This is a genomic window from Streptococcus oralis subsp. tigurinus (genome assembly GCF_002096275.1).
Classification (GTDB): Bacteria; Bacillota; Bacilli; order Lactobacillales; family Streptococcaceae; genus Streptococcus; species Streptococcus oralis_CN.
Genome location: NZ_NCUG01000018.1, coordinates 184,896 through 207,747, shown reverse-complemented (window position 1 = coordinate 207,747; position 22,852 = coordinate 184,896). Strand labels below are relative to the sequence as shown.

Annotated in this window: 19 protein-coding genes and 1 pseudogene; 13 read left to right on the top strand and 7 right to left on the bottom strand. The window is 39.1% G+C overall.

The features are described 5' to 3' along the window. The first annotated feature begins 103 nt into the window (after nucleotides 1–103). From B7725_RS06115 to B7725_RS06105, 3 genes are all read left to right on the top strand, one after another. Entirely contained in the window at nucleotides 104–841 is a 738-nt protein-coding gene (locus B7725_RS06115; RefSeq protein WP_084875156.1) for a TraX family protein, read from the top strand. 106 nt (nucleotides 842–947) lie between these two features. Further along, a complete protein-coding gene (locus B7725_RS06110) occupies nucleotides 948–1,646 on the top strand; it encodes a response regulator transcription factor (protein ID WP_084875154.1) in 699 nt (232 codons plus the stop codon). Beyond that, nucleotides 1,646–2,524, top strand: a complete 879-nt coding sequence (locus B7725_RS06105) for a sensor histidine kinase (protein ID WP_084875152.1) — start codon at nucleotides 1,646–1,648, stop codon at nucleotides 2,522–2,524. The genes B7725_RS06110 and B7725_RS06105 overlap by 1 nt, the downstream gene beginning before the upstream one ends. 38 nt (nucleotides 2,525–2,562) lie before the next feature. Here B7725_RS06105 and B7725_RS06100 read toward each other — a convergent pair whose 3' ends face one another. From B7725_RS06100 to B7725_RS06090, 3 genes are all read right to left on the bottom strand, one after another. After that, on the bottom strand, nucleotides 2,563–3,318 hold the full coding sequence (locus B7725_RS06100; RefSeq protein WP_000581981.1) for an ABC transporter permease: 756 nt from the start codon (nucleotides 3,316–3,318) through the stop codon (nucleotides 2,563–2,565). Nucleotides 3,319–3,328: 10 nt separating this feature from the next. Continuing rightward, nucleotides 3,329–4,237, bottom strand: a complete 909-nt coding sequence (locus B7725_RS06095) for an ABC transporter ATP-binding protein (protein WP_009730152.1) — start codon at nucleotides 4,235–4,237, stop codon at nucleotides 3,329–3,331. A gap of 144 nt (nucleotides 4,238–4,381) precedes the next feature. Then, nucleotides 4,382–5,191: a Cof-type HAD-IIB family hydrolase gene (locus B7725_RS06090; RefSeq protein WP_009730153.1), complete on the bottom strand. Its 810-nt coding sequence runs from the start codon at nucleotides 5,189–5,191 to the stop codon at nucleotides 4,382–4,384. Between the two features lie 121 nt (nucleotides 5,192–5,312). Between B7725_RS06090 and rexB the strand changes: the two genes are divergently transcribed. Genes rexB through B7725_RS06075 form a run of 3 tightly spaced genes read left to right on the top strand, consistent with a single transcriptional unit; the run spans nucleotide 5,313 to nucleotide 13,434 of the window. Beyond that, nucleotides 5,313–8,588, top strand: coding sequence for an ATP-dependent nuclease subunit B (gene rexB / locus B7725_RS06085; protein ID WP_084875150.1), 3,276 nt, complete (start codon nucleotides 5,313–5,315; stop codon nucleotides 8,586–8,588). After that, complete coding sequence (gene addA / locus B7725_RS06080) at nucleotides 8,585–12,238, top strand: helicase-exonuclease AddAB subunit AddA (protein WP_084875148.1); 3,654 nt, start codon at nucleotides 8,585–8,587, stop codon at nucleotides 12,236–12,238. Before rexB ends, addA begins: the two co-directional genes overlap by 4 nt. 17 nt (nucleotides 12,239–12,255) lie before the next feature. Beyond that, complete coding sequence (locus B7725_RS06075) at nucleotides 12,256–13,434, top strand: hypothetical protein (protein ID WP_084875147.1); 1,179 nt, start codon at nucleotides 12,256–12,258, stop codon at nucleotides 13,432–13,434. 33 nt (nucleotides 13,435–13,467) lie between these two features. Here the strand turns inward: B7725_RS06075 and B7725_RS06070 are convergent, their stop codons facing one another. Beyond that, nucleotides 13,468–13,824, bottom strand: coding sequence for a type II toxin-antitoxin system PemK/MazF family toxin (locus tag B7725_RS06070; protein ID WP_000560798.1), 357 nt, complete (start codon nucleotides 13,822–13,824; stop codon nucleotides 13,468–13,470). Beyond that, on the bottom strand, nucleotides 13,808–14,023 hold the full coding sequence (gene mazE, locus B7725_RS06065) for a type II toxin-antitoxin system PemI/MazE family antitoxin (protein ID WP_033585252.1): 216 nt from the start codon (nucleotides 14,021–14,023) through the stop codon (nucleotides 13,808–13,810). The genes B7725_RS06070 and mazE overlap by 17 nt, the downstream gene beginning before the upstream one ends. Before the next feature lie 211 nt (nucleotides 14,024–14,234). On the opposite strand from mazE, the gene ylqF reads away from it, so the two are divergent. The 3 genes from ylqF to B7725_RS06050 are packed head-to-tail and all read left to right on the top strand — an operon-like array spanning nucleotide 14,235 to nucleotide 17,415. Further along, nucleotides 14,235–15,086: a ribosome biogenesis GTPase YlqF gene (gene ylqF, locus B7725_RS06060; RefSeq protein ID WP_084875145.1), complete on the top strand. Its 852-nt coding sequence runs from the start codon at nucleotides 14,235–14,237 to the stop codon at nucleotides 15,084–15,086. Further along, a complete protein-coding gene (locus B7725_RS06055) occupies nucleotides 15,073–15,852 on the top strand; it encodes a ribonuclease HII (RefSeq protein WP_084875143.1) in 780 nt (259 codons plus the stop codon). Before ylqF ends, B7725_RS06055 begins: the two co-directional genes overlap by 14 nt. 12 nt (nucleotides 15,853–15,864) lie before the next feature. After that, entirely contained in the window at nucleotides 15,865–17,415 is a 1,551-nt protein-coding gene (locus B7725_RS06050) for a ClC family H(+)/Cl(-) exchange transporter (protein ID WP_084875141.1), read from the top strand. Nucleotides 17,416–18,185: 770 nt separating this feature from the next. Here the strand turns inward: B7725_RS06050 and B7725_RS06045 are convergent. Beyond that, nucleotides 18,186–18,712 (bottom strand): annotated as a pseudogene (locus tag B7725_RS06045) (IS982 family transposase); the annotation flags it as partial. 473 nt (nucleotides 18,713–19,185) lie between these two features. Next, a complete protein-coding gene (locus B7725_RS06030; RefSeq protein ID WP_084875139.1) occupies nucleotides 19,186–20,199 on the bottom strand; it encodes a hypothetical protein in 1,014 nt (337 codons plus the stop codon). Between the two features lie 265 nt (nucleotides 20,200–20,464). Here B7725_RS06030 and B7725_RS06025 point away from each other — a divergent pair, with 265 nt between their 5' ends. From B7725_RS06025 to B7725_RS10120, 4 genes are all read left to right on the top strand, one after another. Continuing rightward, nucleotides 20,465–20,965, top strand: coding sequence for a restriction endonuclease subunit S (locus B7725_RS06025; protein ID WP_081103118.1), 501 nt, complete (start codon nucleotides 20,465–20,467; stop codon nucleotides 20,963–20,965). A 175-nt stretch (nucleotides 20,966–21,140) separates the two neighbouring features. Then, on the top strand, nucleotides 21,141–21,428 hold the full coding sequence (locus B7725_RS10295; protein ID WP_463606918.1) for a hypothetical protein: 288 nt from the start codon (nucleotides 21,141–21,143) through the stop codon (nucleotides 21,426–21,428). A gap of 133 nt (nucleotides 21,429–21,561) precedes the next feature. Continuing rightward, nucleotides 21,562–21,969 carry a zinc-ribbon domain-containing protein gene (locus B7725_RS10125; RefSeq protein ID WP_239823775.1) on the top strand — a complete coding sequence of 136 codons (408 nt, stop codon included), beginning with the start codon at nucleotides 21,562–21,564 and terminating at the stop codon, nucleotides 21,967–21,969. 32 nt (nucleotides 21,970–22,001) lie between these two features. Then, on the top strand, nucleotides 22,002–22,646 hold the full coding sequence (locus B7725_RS10120; RefSeq protein ID WP_239823774.1) for a zinc-ribbon domain-containing protein: 645 nt from the start codon (nucleotides 22,002–22,004) through the stop codon (nucleotides 22,644–22,646). Nucleotides 22,647–22,852 lie beyond the last annotated feature (206 nt).

The following is a 22,852-nucleotide window of genomic DNA, read 5'->3' as shown; positions in this document are numbered from 1 at the left end:
TTACAAAAATGTAAGATAGGCTTTTTAAATGTAAGATGGGTGTACGATTATACGTGGAAATGTATGCTATACTCTATGTAGATCAAAAAGAAAGAGGTTTATTATGAAAAAATGGAATGCGACACAGTTGAAGTACCTGATGGCGGCAGTAATGGTTCTAGACCATATTCCCCATATTTCAGGGATCGTTTCTCCTCTGTGGGAAGGTATCTTTCACGCCTTGACCCGTTGTGTGGGAGTTTGGTTTGCCTATATGGCCATGGAAGGATTCATCCATACTCGAAACCTGAGAGACTACCTTATCCGCCTTTGGAGTTGGGCGCTTATTATGTTTGCTGGAAATAGCCTACTCAATGCCCTATTTGTATCCAAAGGAGTAATGATCAATAATAATATTTTCTTGACTTTGGCCATCGGTGTTACCATGCTTTGGCTTGGCTTTCCCAGAAAAGAGTTAGATAAAAAGGAGAAGTTGTGGCGTCGGATTGGAGTTGCTGTTCTCTTGATTTTCGGATGTCTTTTTACTGAGGGTGGCATCACCATGCTACCATTTCTATTGATTAGTTACTCTTGTCGAAATCGCAAGGGATTCCGAAATCTCCTATATGCCTTTCTGTGGGCCTTCTTGTTAGTGACTTCCATCCAAATTTACGACACTTGGCACCAAACACTGGAAATGATGCTTTTCAATTCTGACTGGCTCTTTATCACCGTATTTCCTTTTATGGCCTTGTATAATGGACAGCGAGGAAAAGAAACTAGTTGGAGTAAATATTTCTTTTATATTTTCTACCCAGCTCATCTATGGATTATAACCTTGATTGCTTATTTGGTTAAGTAGATTCAATTCCCATTAGCTCCATCTAACTTAAAATGTTAGAGGAGCTTTTCTGTATCTGGAAATCTCAACAAAACATGTTATAATAGTTTTAGAAAGGACGATGTTTATGGCGAGCATACTTGTAATTGAAGATAATAATGAAATCCAGGAAATTTTAAGAACCCTTCTTGCAGAGGAACACGAGGTGATTCAAGCATTTTCAGGCACAGAAGGTATAATGCAATTTGATAAAGGTTGCATTGATCTCGTTTTGCTAGATATCATGCTTCCTGGGAAAAATGGTGACCAAGTCTTGCAAGCTATTCGACAAACTAGTCAGACTCCGGTCATCATGCTTACTGCTTTAGGTGATAAAAAGCTCATCAGCCAATATCTCTTAGATGGTGCCAATGATTATGTAGTAAAACCTTTTGATTTGGACGAAGTCTTTGCCAGAGTCACCGTGCAATTACGCCAAAGTGGTGAACATCAGTCAGGAGATCGAAGAGAAATTGATAACCTCGTACAAAACTTTAAAAATATCCAATTCGATGCGGATAGTTTTGAAATAAGTAACGCAACTGAAACCATTCGCCTTGCAAAGAAAGAGTGCCAGATTCTCCAAATGTTGCTCCAGCATCCTAAAAAGATCTTCACCAAAGAAGAACTCTATGAATTGATTTGGGAAGAAAGTTACCTGCCTGGAGACAATACGCTCAACACTCATTTAAGCAATCTCCGTAAAAAACTGCATCAACTGGATCCAAATCATGAGTACATTGAAACCATTTGGGGAGTTGGTGTTCGATTAAAAGGAGACAAATAATGAATTACATTTTGATATCAATATTGCTCCTTACTAACATCATTTTGGCGATTTCTTTGATTCGCTATCATATAGCAATTAGAGATTTAAGCAGACAAATCGAAGAAAAGATTCGCTCTGGTAGCATGAAGAGGATTGGTGTAAATTTCTTTTCAAAGACCATTTTGCGTCTACATAACCAAATTGAGAATCTATTTCAAGAAGTGGAGCAAAATCAGCTAATCATGAAGCGTGAAAAACACACCCTGGATATGGCCATCAGCAATATCGCTCATGATATTCGCACACCTTTGACAATCGCTTCAGGATATACCCAGCAACTAATAAAACACCCCGATAATAGTTCAGAAACCTTAAATAAAATAGCACATCATCAGGATTTGGTTTCCAAACGTCTGGAGGCCCTCCTCGAATACCGTCATTTGATGGAAGGAGCAGTCAAACCGAAATTGGAAGAACTTGATTTATCAACTTTTATAACGAAAAAGACTTTAGCTTATTATGACGTTTTCCAATCTTCACAGATTGTTCTTGATTTTAACGTCGAACCAGGATTGAAAACGACGACTGATGAGGACTTGCTTGATCGAATTATACAAAACCTCCTTGGAAATGTTCTCAAGCACGGCAAGGAGAAGGCTCGACTTTCTTTGAAAAAGGAAGAAAATAGGCCTGTTTTGGAAATTGGTAACCTAGTCAAAAAACCTATTAAGAATATAGACAATCTCAGTAATCGTTTTTATTCTGAAAATATGTCGGATACAGAAGAATCCTCTGGTTTAGGTCTTTATATTACTGAGGAATTAGTTCATCTTCTTGGAGCGGATATGAAGCTAGCCACTGATGGAGAATGGTTTTCAGTCTTTATTTATTTTTAACAGAAGAAACCTCCTCTATATTCTAGAGGAGGTCCTTTTTATAAGCTTTTCTTCTTGAAAATAATCAGTCCACTGAAAGAGAAGAAAAGTATGACCGTTACGCAAACCGTGATGGTATAGAGAATAGATTGACTATTACTAGTCATAGCATAGGCAAAATCTAGGATTAAATATCGTAGAATTTCAATGTCTGGGAAAAGAAGCATTGGCGTAGAAAGAATGATAGAACTAATCAGATAGCCGATAAATACAGCAAGATAAGAATGAGTCAGGTAGAGAATAAAGGAAACAATCGAAAGCCAAGCGAGAAGGCAGAGAAATTGAAGGGAAATGGTTATCAATAGATTGCCAATAAATCCATCAGGCATGGTCCCAAATCCATTTAAGATAGTTGCTGGAATAAAGGCAATAACAAGGCTGGCGATGAGTTGTAAGAGAGCAATACTTGCTAGAACAAAGGATTTAGCAAGGAAAAACTCTGTACGAGAAACGCCAACTGTCAAACTATTTTTATAGAGTTTGCCGATTAAATCAACTCCAAGAACGAGGCATGTCAGGACGATGCAGAGAAAAACGAGGTTTGAACCATTGCTAGACGCGTTGATAAGAGCTTGGACCCCGTCCCAACCTTTGGTCGGAAATTCTGTTTCAGGTGTAGTATTTACTGACATTAGATGTCCTGTAGCTCCTATTGTTGCGCCCATTAGCATGAGAGCAAAGAGAATGAACTCTGTAATCCAGAATCCTTTGGAGCGAAAGAGACGGTAAAAATCTGCTCGAATGGTATGTATCATGATTTTTCTCCTATTCTACCAATTGTGTGAAGTATTCTTCTAGGTTTTGACGGGCAAAGTATATCTCATCAATAGCAACATCAGCCAAAGTTAGTTGCTTAAGAATCTGTTTGACATCTTGTTCATTTCCAAAGATATGGATTTCATTTTCAGGGTTCACAACCTTAAACTGGAGCTGGATTTGTTCTTTCAATACCTGACAAGCTCTTTCTTTATCGCCTGTTCTAAGCACAATATAATCCTCACTCAGTGTTTCAAACTCAGCTTTACTGATTTCACGGATAATCTTACCTTGATCCAGAATACCAAAGCGATTAGCTAAGAGATAGAGTTCTGACAAGATATGGCTAGAGATGAGGATAGTTATGCCTTTTTCTTGATTGAGTCGCTGGATCATGAGGCGAAATTCTTTGATCCCAATTGGGTCTAGACCGTTAATGGGTTCATCAAGAATCAGGAAATCAGGTTTGGATAGAAGCGCAATGGCGATACCAAGTCTTTGTTTCATTCCTAGCGAGAAATCACGGAAGACTTTTTTACCTGTATCTGACAAACCTACATAATCCAGTGTTTCTTGAATGACTTTATCAGCATTTGGAATATGACGTATCATACAATAATATTTCAGATTCTGGTATGCTGTTAAGTGATTATGGGCTACAGGTGATTCGATAACTGAACCTACTCGAGATAGAGCTTTGGTCCATTCATTTTGTTCTTGACTAGAAAAGAGGGAAATAGTTCCTTTATCCGCAAACAGTAGTTGTGTAATGATTTTGATAAGAGTAGTTTTACCTGCTCCGTTTTTTCCAATTAAACCATAAATATCTCCCTCTTTTATCGTTAGACTAAGATCTTGAAGAATAGCTTGTTTACCAAATTCTTTGGTCAGTCCATGAATTTCGAGTACTGTTTTCATGATTTTCTCCTTTTGATTTATTTTTCTAACTTTAGTATAAGCTATAGAAATCAAAGAAAGCTCAAGTATTTCTAAAGAGTTTCTAAAGTTTTCTGATTTTTAAAATGTCAAAAACCCAGTTAAGGATTTAACTGGGAATTTTCTCTATAAAATATATTTCTCAATCGCACGCGCAACGCCGTCTTCTTCGTTGCTAGCTGTAACGTCATTAGCAAGGGATTTGACATGGTCGCTGGCATTTCCCATAGCAATACCAAGCCCTGCAAACTGGAGCATTTCGATATCGTTATTAGCATCGCCCATGGCCATGATTTCTGAGGAATCAATCTTCAAAATCTCAGCTAGTCGTGAAAGAGCAGTAGCCTTGGTCGTTCCAAGGGGCATTGCTTCATAAATGACAGGCTGCGAACGAACTCCACTGAATCGTTGGCAGAGTTCCTTGGCAAAATGCTGCTCAAAATCGTCTGTTTGCTCTTCGTTTCCCAAAAACATACCTTGGAACATCCGATATTTGCCACTAGTGGCTTCCTCAAGGGAAATTTCAGTCAGGTCTGAAAAGACTAGCTTGGCATCATTTTGAACAATTTCATTTGGCTTACCACCGAGGACAAAATAATGTTCTTCATCAAAAAGAGTCAACTGGACGTCGCTTTTTTCAGCCAGGTCATAGAGGTATTCAATGTCAGCTGGACTGAGTTCTTGCCAGTCAACTAGACTCCAGTCACTAGTCTGGTGAGTTGAGCAACCGTTATTGACAATGACATACTCATTCTGGAGATCAAGACCCAGTTTTTTGTAATAAGGAAGAACACCGAAAAGCGGTCGACCCGTACAGAGAACCAATTTGACGCCTTTTTCAATAGCCTGGTGAATGGCAGTAATGTGGGCTTGTGGGATTTCCTTGGCTTCATTAAGGAGGGTTCCGTCCATATCCAAGGCTAGTAGTTTAATCATAAGACTTCCTTTTCTATGTGTTTTGCTTTTATTATAGCATATTTTGGTGATAAGGAGGCAGAATCTTCGGCTAAATCATGGTATAATATAGAATAATGACAGAAAGTGTAACGAGGCTGAGATGAAATTACTGTATACTGATATTCGGACTTCTTTGACAGAAATCTTGACCAGAGAGGCGGAAGAGCTAGTTGCTGCTGGCAAGCGGGTCTTCTACATCGCCCCCAACTCTCTTTCATTTGAAAAGGAACGCGCCGTGCTGGAATGCTTGTCCCAGCAGGCTTCTTTTGCGATTACCGTTACGCGTTTTGCTCAAATGGCTCGTTACCTGGTCTTGAATGATTTGCCGACTAAAACTAGTCTAGATGACATCGGCCTTGGGATGGCCTTTTATAAATGCCTTGCGGAACTTGATCCTAAAGAATTGCGAGTTTATGGTGCTATTAAGCAGGATCCTCAATTTATCCAGCAGTTGATTGAACTTTATCATGAGATGATGACTGCTCAGATGAGCTTTTTGGACTTAGAAAGTTTGACGGATGAGGACAAGAGAGCTGATTTACTCTTGATTTTTGAGCAAGTGACTGCCTATCTCAATCAAGGTCAGTTGGCTCAGGGAAGTCAGTTGTCCCATTTGATTGAGGCTATTGATAATGACAAGGTAAGTAGTGATTTTAGTCAGCTTGTCTTGGTCATTGACGGATTTACCCGTTTTTCTGCTGAGGAAGAGTGCGTGGTGGATCTACTCCATGGCAAGGGTGTTGAGATTGTTATTGGGGCCTATGCAAGCAAGAAAGGCTATACCAGTCCGTTCACTGAAGGGAATCTCTACCAAGCCAGTGTGGAATTTCTTCATCATTTGGGGGCAAAATACCAAACACCTGCTCAGGATCGTTCTCAGACACATGAGAAAATGGATAGTTTTGACAAGGCCTCTCGTTTGCTGGAGTCTTCTTATGATTTTTCAGAACTTGCTTTAGATGTAGATGAGAAGGACCGTGAAAATCTGCAAATCTGGTCCTGCTTGACGCAAAAAGAGGAGTTGGAATTAGTAGCCCGTAGCATTCGTCAGAAATTACATGACCATCCAGAACTGAGTTACAAGAATTTCCGTATTTTGCTGGGTGATGTGGCTTCTTACCAGTTATCACTGAAAACCATTTTTGACCAGTACCAGATTCCTTTCTATCTTGGTAGAAGTGAATCTATGGCTCACCACCCCTTAACTCAGTTTGTGGAGTCTATTTTGCGTTTGAAACGCTACCGTTTTCGTCAAGAAGATTTGATTAATCTCCTCAAAACTGGTTTGTATACTGACCTTAGCCAGGATGATATTGATGCTTTTGAGCAATATCTCCGCTATCTTGGCATCAATGGCTTGCCAGCTTTTCAGCAGCCCTTCACAAAATCCCACCACGGAAAATTTGATTTGGCACGTTTGAACGCCATTCGTCTGCGAGTTTTGACGCCACTTGAAACCTTATTTGCCAGTCGGAAGCACAAGACCGAAAATCTCTTGCAAAAGTGGAATACTTTTCTAACAAACGCTGCTTTAAGCAAGCAGATGCAAGACTTGACAGCTACTATGGAAGCTCTAGAACAGGAAAGACAAGCCGAAGTTTGGAAAGCTTTTAGTCATGTTTTAGAACAATTTGCGACAGTTTTTGATGGTTCACAAGTTAGTCTGGAGGACTTCCTAGCCTTGCTCCACTCAGGGATGAGTTTATCTCAGTATCGCACTATTCCAGCGACAGTGGACACTGTTCTGGTGCAGAGTTACGATTTGATTGCACCACTGACAGCTGACTTTGTCTACGCTATTGGGCTGACTCAGGATCATTTACCAAAAATTGCGCAAAACACCAGTCTATTGACAGATGAAGAAAGACAAAGCCTAAACCAAGCTACTGAAGAGGGAGCACAATTACTGATTGCAAGTAGCGAAAATCTCAAGAAAAATCGCTATACTATGCTTTCTTTGGTCAATGCTGCTCGTAAACAATTGATTTTGTCAGCACCAAGTCTCCTCAATGAAAATGAGAGTAAAGAATCGGCCTATCTTCAGGAATTGGTGAGTTTTGGATTTAATCGGACAGAGAAGAAGATTCATCACAAAGGTCTGTCTAAGGAAGATATGGGTTCTTATCACAGTCTCTTGTCTAGCTTAGTTGCCTATCACCAGCAGGGCGAGACGAGTGATAGAGAGCAAGATTTGACCTTTGTCAAGGTTTTGGCTCGTGTGATGGGGAAAAAACTAGATCAAAAAGGCCTTACAAATCCAGCTATCCCAACTAGTCCAAGTAGCAAACCATTAGAGAAAGAGACCTTGCAGGCTCTCTATCCAGCTGACAAAGAGTTTTACCTGTCTACCTCTGGTTTGACGGAGTTTTACCGCAATGAATACAGTTATTTCCTCCGTTATGTCCTTGGTTTGCAGGAAGAATTACGCCTGCGTCCAGATGCTCGCAGTCACGGGAATTTCTTGCACCGTATTTTTGAACGTGCCTTGCAGTTACCTGACGAAGATTCCTTTGACCAACGTTTGGAACAGGCTATCCAAGAAACTGGTCAGGAACGCGAATTTGAGGCTATTTATCAGGAAAGTTTGGAAGCCCAGTTTACCAAGGAAGTTCTGCTTGATGTCGCTCGGACCACTGGCCAAATCCTACGTCATAATCCAGCCATCGAAACCATCCAAGAGGAGGCAACATTTGGCGGCAAAGACCAGGCATTTATTCAATTGGATAATGGGCGAAGTGTTCATGTGCGAGGCAAGGTTGACCGTATTGACCGTTTGAAAGCTGATGGAGCGTTAGGAGTGGTAGACTACAAGTCTAGTTTGACCCAGTTCCAGTTTCCGAATTTCTTTAATGGGCTCAATTCCCAACTACCAACCTATCTTGCTGCTCTTAAGGGAGAAGGAGAGCAGAACTTTTTCGGCGCTATGTACCTAGAAATGGCTGAACCTGTCCAATCTTTATTAGCTGTTAAAAGTTTGGCTGGAGCAGTAGCAGAAGCCAGCAAGTCAATGAAATACCAGGGAATCTTTTTAGAAAAAGAAAGCAGTCATTTGGGCGAATTATATAACAAAAACAAGGCCAATCAGCTGACAGATGAAGAGTTTCAGCTCTTGATAGACTACAATGCACATCTTTATAAGAAAGCAGCTGAGAAGATTTTAGAAGGTCAGTTCGCCATCAATCCATACACAGAGAATGGCAGAAGTATTGCCCCGTACGTTCAGCAACACCAAGCCATCACAGGTTTTGAAGCCAATTACCACTTGGGACAAGCCCGTTTCCTTGAGAAATTAGACTTATCTGACGGCAAGCGTCTGGTCGGAGAAAAACTCAAACAAGCTTGGTTTGAAAAAATAAGAGAGGAGTTGAATCGATGAAGCCCATTTCCTTTTTAACTGAGGAAGAAATTCAAAAATTGCAAGAAGCAGAAGCGAATTCGAGCAAGGAACAAAAGAAAACTGCCGAGCAAATCGAAGCCATTTATACGGCGGGGCAAAATATCCTAGTTTCAGCGTCTGCTGGTTCAGGGAAGACCTTTGTCATGGCAGAGCGTATTCTGGATCAGTTAGCGCGTGGTGTGGAAATCAGCCAACTCTTTATCTCGACCTTTACCGTCAAGGCTGCTAATGAACTCAAGGAGCGCTTGGAGAAAAAAATCGGCCAACAAATCCAAGAAACCGATGATGTCGATCTCAAACAACACTTGGGACGCCAATTGGCAGACCTGCCAAACGCTGCTATCGGAACCATGGACTCTTTCACACAAAAATTCCTTGGCAAACATGGCTATCTGATTGATATCGCACCGAACTTCCGTATTCTGCAAAATGAAAGTGAACAGCTACTCTTAAAGAACGAAGTTTTTCATCAGGTTTTTGAAGACCATTACCAAGGTGAGAATAAAGAGAAATTTAGCCGTTTGGTGAAGAACTTTGCTGGGCGAGGCAAGGATGAAAGAGGCCTGCGCCAGCAAGTCTACAAAATCTATGATTTCCTTCAATCCACCAGCAGTCCTCAAAAATGGCTGAGCGAGTCTTTTCTCAAAGGATTTGAAGAAGCTGACTTTGCAAATGAGAAAGACAAACTAACTGAGCAAATCAAGCAGGCGCTTTGTAACATGGAAAGTTTCTTCCGTTATCATCTGGATAACGATGCCAAGGAGTTTCCCAAAGCTGCCTATTTAGAAGCTGTTCAACAGGTTCTGGGTGAAATTGGCTCCTTAAATCAAGAGTCCGATAGTCAGGCTTATCAAGCAGTGCTTGCGCGTGTTATCATCATCTCTAAGGAGAAAAATGGTCGAGCTCTGGCTAATTCTAGTCGTAAGTCCGATTTGAAGACACTGGCTGATGCCTATAACGATGAGAGAAAGACCCTGTTTTCTAAACTAGGACAACTGGCGGACCAGATAACCATTCTCGACTACCAAGAACATTATCATGAAGATACTTGGGAGCTAGCTAAAACTTTCCAAACCTTTATGAGTGATTTTGTGGAGGCTTATCGAGAACGTAAACGTCAGGAAAATTCTTTTGAATTTGCTGATATCAGTCATTTAACCATTGAGATTTTAGAGAATTTCCCACAAGTCCGTGAGGCTTATCAGGAACGATTTCACGAAGTCATGGTCGATGAGTATCAGGATACCAACCATATTCAAGAACGGATGCTGGAATTGCTGTCGAATGGTCACAATCGCTTTATGGTGGGGGATATCAAGCAGTCCATCTACCGTTTCCGTCAGGCAGATCCGCAGATCTTCAATGAAAAATTCCAACGCTATGCGCAAAATCCTCAAGAAGGCAAGTTGATTCTCCTCAAGGAAAATTTCCGTAGTAGTTCAGAAGTTCTGTCAGCAACCAATGATGTTTTTTCACGCCTTATGGACCAAGAGGTCGGAGAAATCAACTATGACAGCATGCACCAGCTTGTTTTTGCCAATACCAAACTGACTCCTAATCCAGACAACAAGGCAGAATTTCTCCTCTACGATAAGGGCGATAGCGGGCAAGAGGAGGAAGAGAGCCAAGCAGAAACTAAACTCACTGGGGAAATGCGTCTGGTCATCAAGGAAATCTTGAAGCTTCATCAGGAAAAAGGTGTTACATTTAAAGAAATCGCACTTTTGACCTCCAGTCGCAGTCGAAATGATCAGATTCTACTTGCCTTGTCTGAGTACGGGATTCCTGTCAAAACCGACGGTGAGCAAAACAATTATCTCCAATCCCTAGAAGTACAAGTCATGCTAGACACTCTTCGTGTCATCCACAATCCCCTGCAAGACTACGCCTTGGTTGCCCTTATGAAGTCTCCTATGTTTAGCTTTGATGAGGACGAGTTGGCACGCTTGTCCCTTCAGAAATCAGAAGATAAAGTACAAGAGAATCTTTACGAGAAGCTTGTCAATGCTCAAAAACTGACAACAAGTCAGAAAAACTTGATTCATACATCTCTAGCTGAAAAATTAAATCAGTTCATGGATATCTTGGATTCTTGGCGCTTATACGCCAAAACCCACTCTCTCTATGACTTGATTTGGAAGATTTATAATGACCGTTTTTATTATGACTATGTTGGAGCCTTACCAAACGGACCTGCTAGACAGGCCAATCTCTATGCCCTAGCGCTACGTGCTGACCAGTTTGAAAAGAGTAATTTCAAGGGCTTGTCTCGTTTTATCCGTATGATTGACCAAGTCCTAGAAGCTCAGCACGACCTTGCAAGTGTCGCTGTCGCACCGCCAAAAGATGCAGTAGAACTCATGACCATTCACAAGAGCAAAGGACTGGAGTTTCCTTACGTCTTTATCCTCAACATGGATCAGGACTTCAACAAACAAGACTCGATGTCAGACGTTATTCTCAGTCGTCAAAATGGGCTTGGTGTCAAATACATTGCCAAGGTGGAAACAGGAGCAGCGGAAGCACACTATCCTAAAACCATCAAACTCTCCATTCCTAGCGTAACTTATACGCAGAATGAGAAAGAACTGCAACTGGCTAGCTATTCAGAGCAGATGCGTCTGCTGTATGTTGCCATGACGAGGGCGGAGAGAAAACTTTATCTTGTCGGTAAGGGGTCTCGTGAAAAGCTAGAAGCCAAGGAATACCCAGCAGCAAACAATGGAAAATTAGATAGCAATACCAGACTGCAAGCAAGAAATTTTCAAGATTGGATCTGGGCTATCAGTAAAGTTTTTGCCAAGGACAATCTCAATTTTAGCTATCGCTTTGTTGGTGAAGACCAGTTGACTACAGAAGCTATCGGGGAATTGGAAAACAAGAGCCCTTTAAAAGACAGCTCTCAAGCAGACAACCGCCAGTCAGAAATCATCAAAGAAGCCCTTGAAATGCTGAAAGAGGTGGAAGTTTATAATACTTTTCACCGCGCAGCTATTGAACTACCAAGTGTTCAAACCCCAAGCCAAATCAAGAAATTCTACGAACCCGTTATGGATATGGAAGGGGTAGAAATTACTAACCAAACCAAATCACCAGAGAAGCAAATCAGCTTCAATTTACCTGATTTTTCAACTAAAAAAAAGGTAACTGGAGCAGAGATTGGTAGTGCCACTCATGAACTCATGCAGAGAATTGACCTCAGTCAACAACCAACACTTGCTAGTCTAACAGAAACACTTAAACAAGTTCAAACTAGTCCAGCTGTTAGAGACAAGATCAATCTTTCTAAAATTCTTGCTTTCTTTGACACAGCACTTGGTCAGGAAATTCTTGCCAATACAGACCATCTTTACCGCGAGCAACCTTTTTCTATGCTCAAACGCGACCAAAAGAGCCAGGAAGACTTTGTTGTCCGTGGAATCTTGGATGGCTATCTGCTTTATGAGAATCGTATCGTTCTTTTCGACTACAAGACAGACCGCTACGATGAGCCAAGTCAACTCATAGACCGCTATCGTGGTCAGTTAGCCCTATACGGAGAGGCCTTATCACGAGCTTATTTGATTGAAAATATTGAGAAATACTTGATTTTACTCGGTAAAGACGAGGTTCAAGTTGTAAAAGTATAACCTAGAAAGGAAACCTCATGACTCTTCCAGTTAGAAAATCCCTGCACGATGCGGTTTTACAGGCTTCAAAAGCAGATACTTGGGATCAAGCTACCAAGGAATGGAATGAAGTTTCCTTGATTTTTAATGGCATTGGTCGTAGTAACTGTGTCTGCGGGAATGCCATAAAATACGCCTACGAACTCTTTAACGGAGTTACAGGCCAACGTCTCTTTCCTATAGGAAGCGACTGTGTTCGCCATTTTCATCGACTGACTTTAGACCAGCAACTCGAAGAGGAAGACAAACTTCTCAGAAAAGTTGAAAATCTAACCAGAAAGGCTCAGAAAAAGGGAAAAATCAAGGTCACTAAAAGCGATTTTGACGAACGACTTCTAAAATGGTTTTGGGAAAAAGGTGTTTTCAAAGCCAATCGTGGCAATCAATTCGCACCTGAAAGAGACTATCAGCTCTTCCTAGAGGTCTTTCAAGGCGGAAGTTGGACCAAGGCAGAGCCAAAGAAGAAGGCTCGTATGGAAGAAGTGCTGGAAAAGTGTATCAAACCTTTTCTACTTGGTAAGACCGATGACCAACTCTACCTTGTCAAACTAGGCAAGGAGAAAATCGACTACGAGCAGCATTTACGGATTCAGGCAGAGAAAGAACGCAAGAAAAGAGATAAAATCGCCAAGCAATACGCTGACAACCTCATTCTTGCTATGGGGCCTGCAGAACGAGCCTATCAAGATTACTTCGGCTTTACAGAAACCTTGACCCAAGAAGAACGAAAATGGGAAAAAATCCTCTTTGGTAAGAATAGAGACGAACGGGCTATCAAGACTAAACAAAACCAAAAGGAGTTGGAAAAGGATCAGCGAATTGCAAATCAAGATCCTATTGAACGAAAGCAGAAGCAGACTTGGCTTCTTAATTCCTATTTTCGTGATTTGCCTGATGAAAAAGCCAGATTTGCTCGACTCTTATTAGAATTTCGAAAAAGTGGAGAAGTAGCCTTTTCAGATGAAAACTTATCTGAGCATCTCATCGATTTTTTCTACAAGATGAAGGCCTTTGAGTTTGAGATTGCTCCAGAACAAGTCCGCGATTTTCTAAAAGAATGCCTTCAAGCAGAACATCTATCATCTGCACAAGAAAGCTGGATTAGAGGAATTCTTCTCAATTGCCTTCACCCGTTCTTAGATAGGTTACTCATATAGAAAAAATCCTACCTTGTCTATGCATGGTAGGATTTATGTATCTCCGAAGATGTACTGGTAAAGCTGGACGACTTTCTGAAAACACTGCGTGTCCATTCTTGTTATTTTTTGAGCATTTCGCATCCGAAAATCAAAGGTATACAGTTGAAATGGATTGACAGCGCCATCTACCTTATCCGACGAGACAGGAACGAGCAAGCCTTTTTCTGCCAACCGTTGTTGGCCATGAGTGATGGGACAGACAGCCACAAAACCAGTTTGCAAGGCATATTCTCTCCTAGAAACAACCAAGGCTGGTCGCCTTTTCTGAATTTCTCGACCGACTGATGGATCAAAGTCCAGCCAAATGATATCCTGCTTTTCAGGAATATAGTCAGATTTCGCTATCAAGTGACCTTACCCCTTCAAAATCATTTGTCATTCTCAAATCAGTAATCCCATCAAAAGGATCTTTCATTTTTGGAGCTAAGACAATGACTCCGTCAATCCCTTTGTAGACAACCATTTCTTGACCTTCTGTCATCCCCAAATTTTTCGGAATAGTCACAGTGAGAGAATTTCCTACCTTCCGAGTCTTTACTGTATTCATTGCTCTACCTCCACGAATTAGTATACACTAAGTATATACCTGTTAGCAAAAAAAGTCAAGTAAATCGTGACTGGCATCAAAGATGTTTCGGACCAATACTATTTGTCATTTATTGTGGTCAAAGCCTGTGCAAAAGCACCTAATTTATGATAGAATAGATGGTGAGAAAGAAAACGTTTTATTACGTTTTTTTAGTCGGAAAGGGAAATTTATGGCTACTATTCAATGGTTTCCGGGCCACATGTCTAAGGCTCGGCGACAAGTTCAGGAGAATTTAAAATTTGTTGATTTTGTGACAATTTTGGTGGATGCGCGTCTACCTTTATCTAGTCAAAATCCTATGTTAAATAAAATTGTTGGTGATAAACCCAAACTCTTAATTTTAAACAAGGCAGACCTGGCTGATTCAGCAATGACAAAAGAATGGCGTCAGTACTTTGAATCACAAGGGATTCAAACTCTAGCAATCAACTCCAAAGAGCAAGTTACTGTAAAAGTTGTGACTGATGCTGCTAAAAAGCTTATGGCTGATAAGATTGCACGCCAGAAAGAACGCAGTATCAAAATTGAAACCTTGCGGACCATGATTATCGGAATTCCAAATGCCGGTAAGTCAACTCTCATGAACCGTTTGGCTGGTAAAAAGATTGCGGTGGTCGGCAATAAACCAGGTGTTACCAAGGGGCAACAATGGCTAAAAACCAATAAAGACCTTGAAATCCTAGATACACCAGGGATTCTCTGGCCTAAGTTTGAGGATGATGCTGTCGCACTTAAACTAGCCTTGACGGGAGCTATCAAAGATCAACTACTCCCAATGGATGAAGTGACTATTTTTGGTCTCAATTATTTCAAAAAACATTATCCAGAAAAGCTAGCTGAACGCTTCAAACAAATGAAGATAGAAGAAGAAGCACCTGTTATCATCATGGATATGACACGTGCCCTCGGTTTCCGAGATGATTACGACCGTTTTTATAGTCTCTTCGTCAAGGAAGTCCGTGATGGAAAACTCGGTAACTATACCTTAGATACATTGGACGACATTGATGACGACGATTAAAGAAATCAGAGAACTTCTTGCCACTGTTAAAGAATTAGACAATCCTCTTTTTCTAGAATTCGAAAAAGATACTCGTTCTGGAGTTCAAAAGGAAATCAGCAAGCGTAAAAAAGCCATTCAGGCAGAACTGGATGAAAACCTTCGTTTGGAATCCATGCTTTCCTATGAAGAAGAGCTTTATAAACAAGGATTGACCTTAATAGCAGGTGTTGACGAGGTCGGCCGTGGTCCTCTGGCTGGTCCTGTGGTCGCTGCAGCCGTTATTTTACCAAAAAATTGTAAGATTAGAGGGCTCAACGACAGCAAGAAGATCCCTAAAAAGAAACATCTGGAAATTTATCAAACCGTTCAAGACCAGGCCTTGGCAATAGGTATTGGTATCAAGGATAATCACATCATTGACCAAGTCAATATCTACGAGGCGACCAAACTGGCCATGAAGGAAGCAATCTCCCAGCTCAGTCCACAACCTGAGCACCTCTTGATAGATGCCATGAAACTGGAGTTGCCGATTTCTCAAACAGCAATCATCAAAGGAGATGCAAACTCTCTCTCTATTGCAGCTGCATCTATAGTGGCCAAGGTGACACGGGATAATATTATGAAGGACTATGACAACCAATATCCTGGCTATGATTTCACGGCTAATGCTGGCTATGGAACAGCTAAACATCTAGAAGGATTGGAAAAACTAGGTGTCACCCAAATTCATCGAACCAGTTTTGAACCAGTCAAAACACTGGTTTCAACTAAGAAAGATAAGTAAGAGGAAATAATTATGGAGGAACAGTCAGAAATAATCCGCTCCAAGAAAGAATTTGCATTTGCCTCAAGCACTATATTATCCCAAGTTGGACGAGGGATTATTGTCGGTCTCGTCGTCGGGCTCATCGTCGGATCCTTTCGTTTCTTAATCGAAAAGGGCTTCCACTTGATACAAGGGCTCTATCAAGATCAAGCGCACCTAGTGCGCAATCTTTTTACCGTTGGTCTATTTTATTTAATTGTTAGCTGGCTCAGTGCGAAGTTGACTCGATCGGAAAAAGATATCAAGGGTTCAGGAATTCCTCAAGTCGAAGCCGAATTAAAAGGACTCATGACTCTTAACTGGTGGAGTGTCCTCTGGAAAAAATATATTTTAGGGATTCTTGCTATTGCCAGTGGCCTTATGCTAGGTAGAGAAGGGCCAAGTATTCAACTTGGAGCAGTTGGTGGTAAAGGCATTGCCAAGTGGCTCAAATCTAGCCCAGTAGAGGAACGTTCCTTGATTGCCAGTGGTGCTGCAGCAGGATTAGCAGCTGCCTTTAATGCACCAATCGCAGGTCTTCTCTTTGTTATAGAAGAAGTTTACCACCATTTTTCACGCTTTTTTTGGGTCTCAACTTTAGCAGCTAGTCTCGTAGCAAACTTTATTTCTCTGCTCATATTTGGCCTAACCCCCGTACTGGATATGCCAGATAACATCCCTCTCATGACCCTAGACCAGTATTGGATATACCTCCTTATGGGAGTTTTTCTCGGGCTTTCTGGTTTTCTCTATGAGAAGGCTGTACTCAATGTTGGTCGAGTTTATGATTGGGTTGGCCAAACAATCCATTTAGATAGAGCTTATTATCCAATCCTAGCCTTTATCCTTATCATACCAGTCGGGATTTTCTTGCCACAAATTCTCGGTGGTGGAAATCAGGTCGTTCTTTCCTTGACTGAGCAAAATTTTAGTTTCCAAATTCTATTAGCTTACTTTTTGATTCGCTTTGTTTGGAGCATGATTAGTTATGGAAGTGGTCTCCCAGGAGGAATTTTCCTTCCCATTCTGGCTCTCGGTTCCTTACTTGGTGCCCTGGTTGGTGTTATTTGTGTCAATCTTGGACTTGTCAGTCAGCAACAATTCCCTATATTTGTCATTTTAGGAATGAGTGGCTACTTTGGAGCAATTTCCAAGGCTCCCTTAACTGCTATGATACTCGTAACCGAGATGGTTGGAGATATTCGCAACCTCATGCCACTTGGCTTAGTGACTTTAGTCGCCTACATCATCATGGATCTGCTCAAGGGTGCTCCGGTCTATGAGGCCATGCTAGAAAAAATGCTACCAGAAGAAGCAACAGACGAAGGAGAAGTAACACTAATTGAAATTCCTGTTTCAGATAAAATAGCAGGAAAACAGGTTCACGAGCTCAACTTGCCACATAACGTACTCATCACCACCCAAGTCCATAATGGTAAGAGCCAAACAGTTCACGGCTCAACTAGAATGTATCTGGGTGATATGATTCACCTAGTGATTCCAAAAAGTGAAATTGGAAAAGTCAAAGATTTGTTGTTGTAGTATTTTGCATAACATAAATTATGTAAAATACTTTCTTAATGTATTTAGAAAACCGATTCTCAGTAATGAGATCGGTTATTTCTTACTGATAAGGTATTTCACATGCAAGTAATTGAATTTTCTTAAAAATAAGATAATAATTAAGTTAGAAATGATAAAGCATAAAAGCTAGAAAGGAGTTTACTGTATTTAATCTATACAGAATGTATTTTGTATCCCATAGCTCCCTATATAGCTCTTGAGATGTGTAGAATGAACAGAAGTTTCGTTACTGATAATCTCTTTTTTATTTTCCTTATTCTGCTGACTATTTCATTCTGGTTTAGTATTTGGAAGCTAGAAAAAGTACTAGATAATGATTCACAATAGAAACTCCAAAGATTTAGATCCGTATTACACAGGTCTAAGTCTTTTTTATTACTTCTAAAACTAAAAGTTTATGTACAATTGACTAAACTAGAGCTAAACCATTGATACAACTGAATTAGAAGCAGAAAGTACATTCTTTAAGGAGTGTACTTTATTTTTATTTTGTACATTATTTTGAAGTGTTATTTTGTATATTTTCTAGTTCATAACATCATCTGATTTAAGGAATTGATTTGTACATTTTTACTCTAATAGGTGCAGAAGAAGTAGTGGTTCAATTGTACATTTTTTGCTGCTCATTTAAGGTCTTATTGATAGTAAGATATAGATTTTTACTCGTGGTGCTAGTTAATCTCAAAGTATCTCAGATTATAAGTCAGTACAATTTGCTCCATTCTCAACTACAATCTTGTTAAGCCTCTAGCTAGTGTTTGTTCGACATCAAAAAAAGCACAAATGATTATGTTGTTTAGCTCTTGCCATATTTTGACGTAAAGGCGTCCAAAGATGGTAACCTTTCTGTTTCAACTGTTCTCTGAGTTCATAGCTAAGATAAGCTAAATCAGCTAAAACATATGGTTGAGAACAATTTTCTAGTAAGTCATCAACTGCCCTAATATCATGTACTGAGGCAGGCGTTACAACATAATTCAGAATATAGCCTGATAGGGGTGACCAGCATATGTACTTTGAATCCATAGAACCAAAGGTGCTTAGAGGAATTGTAACCAATGTCGGCTAGTTCATTAAAAACATGTGCTCTATGGTTACGGACTGGTTGACAAAGTGATAAGGGGAAACTATCTATGATGACAATGTTATTGGGAGAAATTTGAGTATTTATGGCTTGCCGAATAATTTGGACTAACCAAATCAACTGCCTTGACCGTCGATTAAACCGACTTCTTTCAAGGAGACACCCACAAGGATTCTTGTTTAGAAGCACCGAATCAATCAAGAAGGATCACCCAGAGGTTCCAGCATTTGAAGAATATGACGAGCTACTTGAAGCAATCAAAAAATCCCTATAAAGGGATTTTTTTATACCTATAATACCTTGTGCAAAATAGTCGTATATATCAAAATCAGAGTCACGTTACCTACTATTAGACCAAAAGTCGCAAGCAAGGTCTTTGCTGTACCCGGCTTAAAATCTGCACTAATCAAATATGGCCAAAAGCATACCATTGGGAGAATGGCTATTAACACGCATACATAGGTAGGAAAGCTTGTCCAAAGAAAGCGTGTCGTCTCTAACCAGTGACCCCATGAAGGTATCACTATTTTGCTTATAGTGAAAAGTATGCATATAAGGTGGACCACTAGAAGATAAATAGCATACTTTGTCTTACTTAGTACTTTTTTCTTTTTCATTTTGCCTAATTATCCCTGCAAATTCTTCTATCGCTCTGCTGCAATATTAGAACTAAAATTAAAATTAACTATATCATTATTCGAATCAAGGTCTAAATTCATAAAATAATGATTCCAAAAGAATTCATTGTTACCTGCTCCCCACTGCACGCCATAATGACCCAAATATTCATCTCTTGGCTCGCTTGGAGTCAGCCATATTTTTTTCCCAAATACTTTCGTGAACTCGTTTTCGTCAAGCTTCTTTAGCAAATCTATACCATCTATATTATATGAAATTTCATATTTTTTGGCAACAGCTGTGCACTCAGAATCGAAGCAAACCTGCGTAACTACACAGTCCTTCAGCTCCGTACTCTTCCTCTTATCTCCGTAAACACCTATACATCCGAGAACTACATTCTTCTTTACAAGAAGATAGGTAGATCGCGAAACTGCTGAGTCATATGACTTAAAGCCGTTTGGTACGCTAACCCCAGCTCCTTGGTATTTAGTATAGCTTCCCGTTGTCAAAAGCTCGTTATAATTAGGATAATCATGTCTACCATTTGACACATAAATTTCAAACCCCTTGTCTATCAAATCCGAAATCTTAGTCTCTGTAAGATGAATTTCAGTTCCGTCAATTTTAAGTGGAGGTGCGTTATCAGGTAGACCTATAATTATATATACAAACATCAAAAACACGAATATCATAAGCACTGCAACGATACCCATCCAAGATTTCCCGGTTCTCCTTCGTGCATTGAAAAGCGACATTATAGAAGGCGTGATTATAGCAGCACCAATTGGCGCCGCCCCATGACGGAACATGCTCATGACCTTAAAGGCAATTACAGCGCTAATTAGTATTAAAATTATGTGCACTGCATACTCTCCTACGCTTAGCTTACTCGTCCTAGTCTGATTATTTGCTGGGGCATCGTACACTGGAACACCGTTCTCAAAGGTGTTCTTCATTCTAAAACGCAGCCAAAACAATATTCCAATAAACACAAATGCCAAGAACACTAGCATTCCGATAAAAACAAATTTTTCCATCTGTAACCTTTTCTCTGACCTAATTATCGTCCATCAAAATTCATATCTAGTCTACCACATTTTGAAATTGTTTTACAATATTTACATACTTGTGCACGAATCAAAAATGTATACAAGCTTTTCAGAGTATTTATTCTTTACACCTCTTTTCCGCTATGTTAAAATTGTATTAATTTTAATACTTGTTTTATTCTAAACGTGCGCATCATTTTAGCGCAAAAAACAAATTTAATTCCGTTGTTTCTGTAGTTAACTTTTTTTTGATATCATACCTACTACTAAGAAGAAGATAAATGCGAATATTGTTACTTTTAACGGTGAATTCCCATATGTTGCTAGAGGAGAAGGTGAAAATGGAATCAGAGGATATATTGATTTTGATGAAAAATTTTTAAATCCCTCCAATACTATTTCTTTCGGTCAAGATACTGTAACTATGTATTATCAACCAAATGCCTACTTTACAGGAGATAAGATTCAAATATTTAAGTTAAATAAAAAATATGGGAAATTAACAGAAAATATTGCTTTGTATTTAATTAGTTCGATGAAAAAAGCTTTTACAAATTTTTCTTGGGGTCAATCTTCTTTTGCTCTTGATGTTATTTCAAATATTGATATTGAACTTCCAGTGACAAAAAGTGGTACTATTGATTTTGAATACATGGAAAAATATATTCAAGTAATAAAGAAACAGCTTATTGAGGACGTTGTTGAATATAAAAATGAATACATCAGCAAGAGCAAATCAACTGTTTTTAAATAAGGTTATATGGTATCTTTTTGGTAGCTAAACAGACAAAAGGAACATTTTTTCTCAAAAAATACAAGAAGAGAATGTTGATTTATCAGCATTCTTTTTTATTTCAGATACTTTATCGGAATTACATACAGATAGAAATCTTTTTAAGCAATTTATTCCAACTCTTGTAAAAAGTAATATGATTGATAGCTTATCCGACATCTTAGTAAGATGGCAGTGTTTTAAGTGTCATGGTCAATATGACTGTTGTGTTGTTAAAAGGCATCTTGAAGGATGCCCTTATTGTGATGATAAGTTGATGTTAAAAGGGTATAATACTTTACAAGAAACTCATCCTTATTTAGAGAAATTTTGGGATAAAAGTAATGATAAATCTATTTCTGAATACTGGTATAAGTCTTCTGAATGTATAAATTGGAATGCCCTTGTTGCCATGTCAGTTTTTATTGCAGTCCTATTGAAATGATTTCAAGAACCGACTTAGAAAATAGTAATTTTGAAACATGTCCTAACAACTGTGATTGGGATACACTTGTTTTTAACAATGATATACTCTACAATTTCCATAATTACAGGAAGAATGGAGCGATAAAAATGGATTGCCTGTTCATTTAGCATTGAGTCACATTCAAACAAAAAAATATTGGTGGAATTGCTCCGTTTGTAGAGGTGAATACTTGTGTTCAATTCCAATTAGAAGAGAAGTGCCTAATACTTGTCCATATTGCAATAACGAACAAGCATTAAAAGGCTATAATACAATTCCAGATATTTATCCTGAATTATGTGATTATTGGAGTAGCAAGAACTTAGTAAAAACTGATGAGGTGACGAGATCGGTTGAAGCTGAGAATAAAATATTTACTTGGATTTGTGATTGTTGCAATTTAGAATTTCAGGAAAGATTAGGGATTGTTTTGGAGGCATTTACAAAAAATAATTCTAGTAAACTTAACTCTATATGTCCTTACTGCAATAAAAACTCCCTAAACCAAATGAAACAGTAAACTATGTTAAGCCCTACTTAATCAATGAATGGGTGAAAGAACTTAACGGAGATATTGATACTTTCTTCTATGATTCAAATATAATAGTTGATTGGATTTGTCGTAAATGTCACAGGAGTTATAAAGCGAAAATTTCTGAACGCTCCGAAAACGACCAATGTTGTCCATATTGTTCTTTTAAAAAGACTGCAAAGGGTTATAACGATCTAGAAACAACACATCCTTGGTTAATTAAAGAATGGTCTACATTAAATAAACAAGAAATGTCTTCAGTAAGAGTTAATTCAACATATACCGCATGGTGGAAATGTCCTGTATGTACTGGAGAATATCGGCAAGTCATTAAAGAAAAATTTTACAGAGATAATTCTTGTCCATATTGTAGAAATCAAAAAGTTTTAAAAGGGTTTAATGACTTAGCAACAACACAACAAAGTCTAATGAATGAGTGGGATTATGTAAATAACCTCCTAATAGCAAATCCAACTGAAATCACAGAGTTGAGTAATATGTCTGTATGGTGGATATGTCAAGAAAATCCAGATCATCGTTATAAAATTCAAGTTAAAGAAAGAATGACGTACAGAAAGCGAAATAAAAAGGCATATTCAATTTGCAAAGGATACAGAAGAAAGCAAGAACATTTTGTACAGTTTAAAAAAGATATAAAAAAATGAGAACACTTTAAATAATATAAAGTGTTCTTATTCTGTCAAAATTGTACATTTGAAAAATTTTTAGTTATCACTTAAATAAAGTACATTTTTGAACAATTTTTGCCTGAAAAAAATTTTTGGTTATGTTTTTTATTCTTTTTTATTACTTCTAAAAAACTCTACAACATCTTTCCGAAAAACTATAATTTTCTTGAAAAATATATTAG

Coding starts and splice junctions, on each gene's coding strand:
- B7725_RS06075 (WP_084875147.1), top strand. CDS start 12,256: ATGACTCTTCCAGTTAGAAAATCCCTGCACGATGCGGTTTTACAGGCT.
- addA (WP_084875148.1), top strand. CDS start 8,585: ATGAAGCCCATTTCCTTTTTAACTGAGGAAGAAATTCAAAAATTGCAA.
- ylqF (WP_084875145.1), top strand. CDS start 14,235: ATGGCTACTATTCAATGGTTTCCGGGCCACATGTCTAAGGCTCGGCGA.
- B7725_RS06055 (WP_084875143.1), top strand. CDS start 15,073: ATGACGACGATTAAAGAAATCAGAGAACTTCTTGCCACTGTTAAAGAA.
- B7725_RS06050 (WP_084875141.1), top strand. CDS start 15,865: ATGGAGGAACAGTCAGAAATAATCCGCTCCAAGAAAGAATTTGCATTT.
- B7725_RS06030 (WP_084875139.1), bottom strand. CDS start 20,199: ATGGAAAAATTTGTTTTTATCGGAATGCTAGTGTTCTTGGCATTTGTG.
- B7725_RS10295 (WP_463606918.1), top strand. CDS start 21,141: ATGATTGATAGCTTATCCGACATCTTAGTAAGATGGCAGTGTTTTAAG.
- B7725_RS06105 (WP_084875152.1), top strand. CDS start 1,646: ATGAATTACATTTTGATATCAATATTGCTCCTTACTAACATCATTTTG.
- B7725_RS06110 (WP_084875154.1), top strand. CDS start 948: ATGGCGAGCATACTTGTAATTGAAGATAATAATGAAATCCAGGAAATT.
- B7725_RS06095 (WP_009730152.1), bottom strand. CDS start 4,237: ATGAAAACAGTACTCGAAATTCATGGACTGACCAAAGAATTTGGTAAA.
- B7725_RS06100 (WP_000581981.1), bottom strand. CDS start 3,318: ATGATACATACCATTCGAGCAGATTTTTACCGTCTCTTTCGCTCCAAA.
- rexB (WP_084875150.1), top strand. CDS start 5,313: ATGAAATTACTGTATACTGATATTCGGACTTCTTTGACAGAAATCTTG.
- B7725_RS06090 (WP_009730153.1), bottom strand. CDS start 5,191: ATGATTAAACTACTAGCCTTGGATATGGACGGAACCCTCCTTAATGAA.
- mazE (WP_033585252.1), bottom strand. CDS start 14,023: ATGAATACAGTAAAGACTCGGAAGGTAGGAAATTCTCTCACTGTGACT.
- B7725_RS06115 (WP_084875156.1), top strand. CDS start 104: ATGAAAAAATGGAATGCGACACAGTTGAAGTACCTGATGGCGGCAGTA.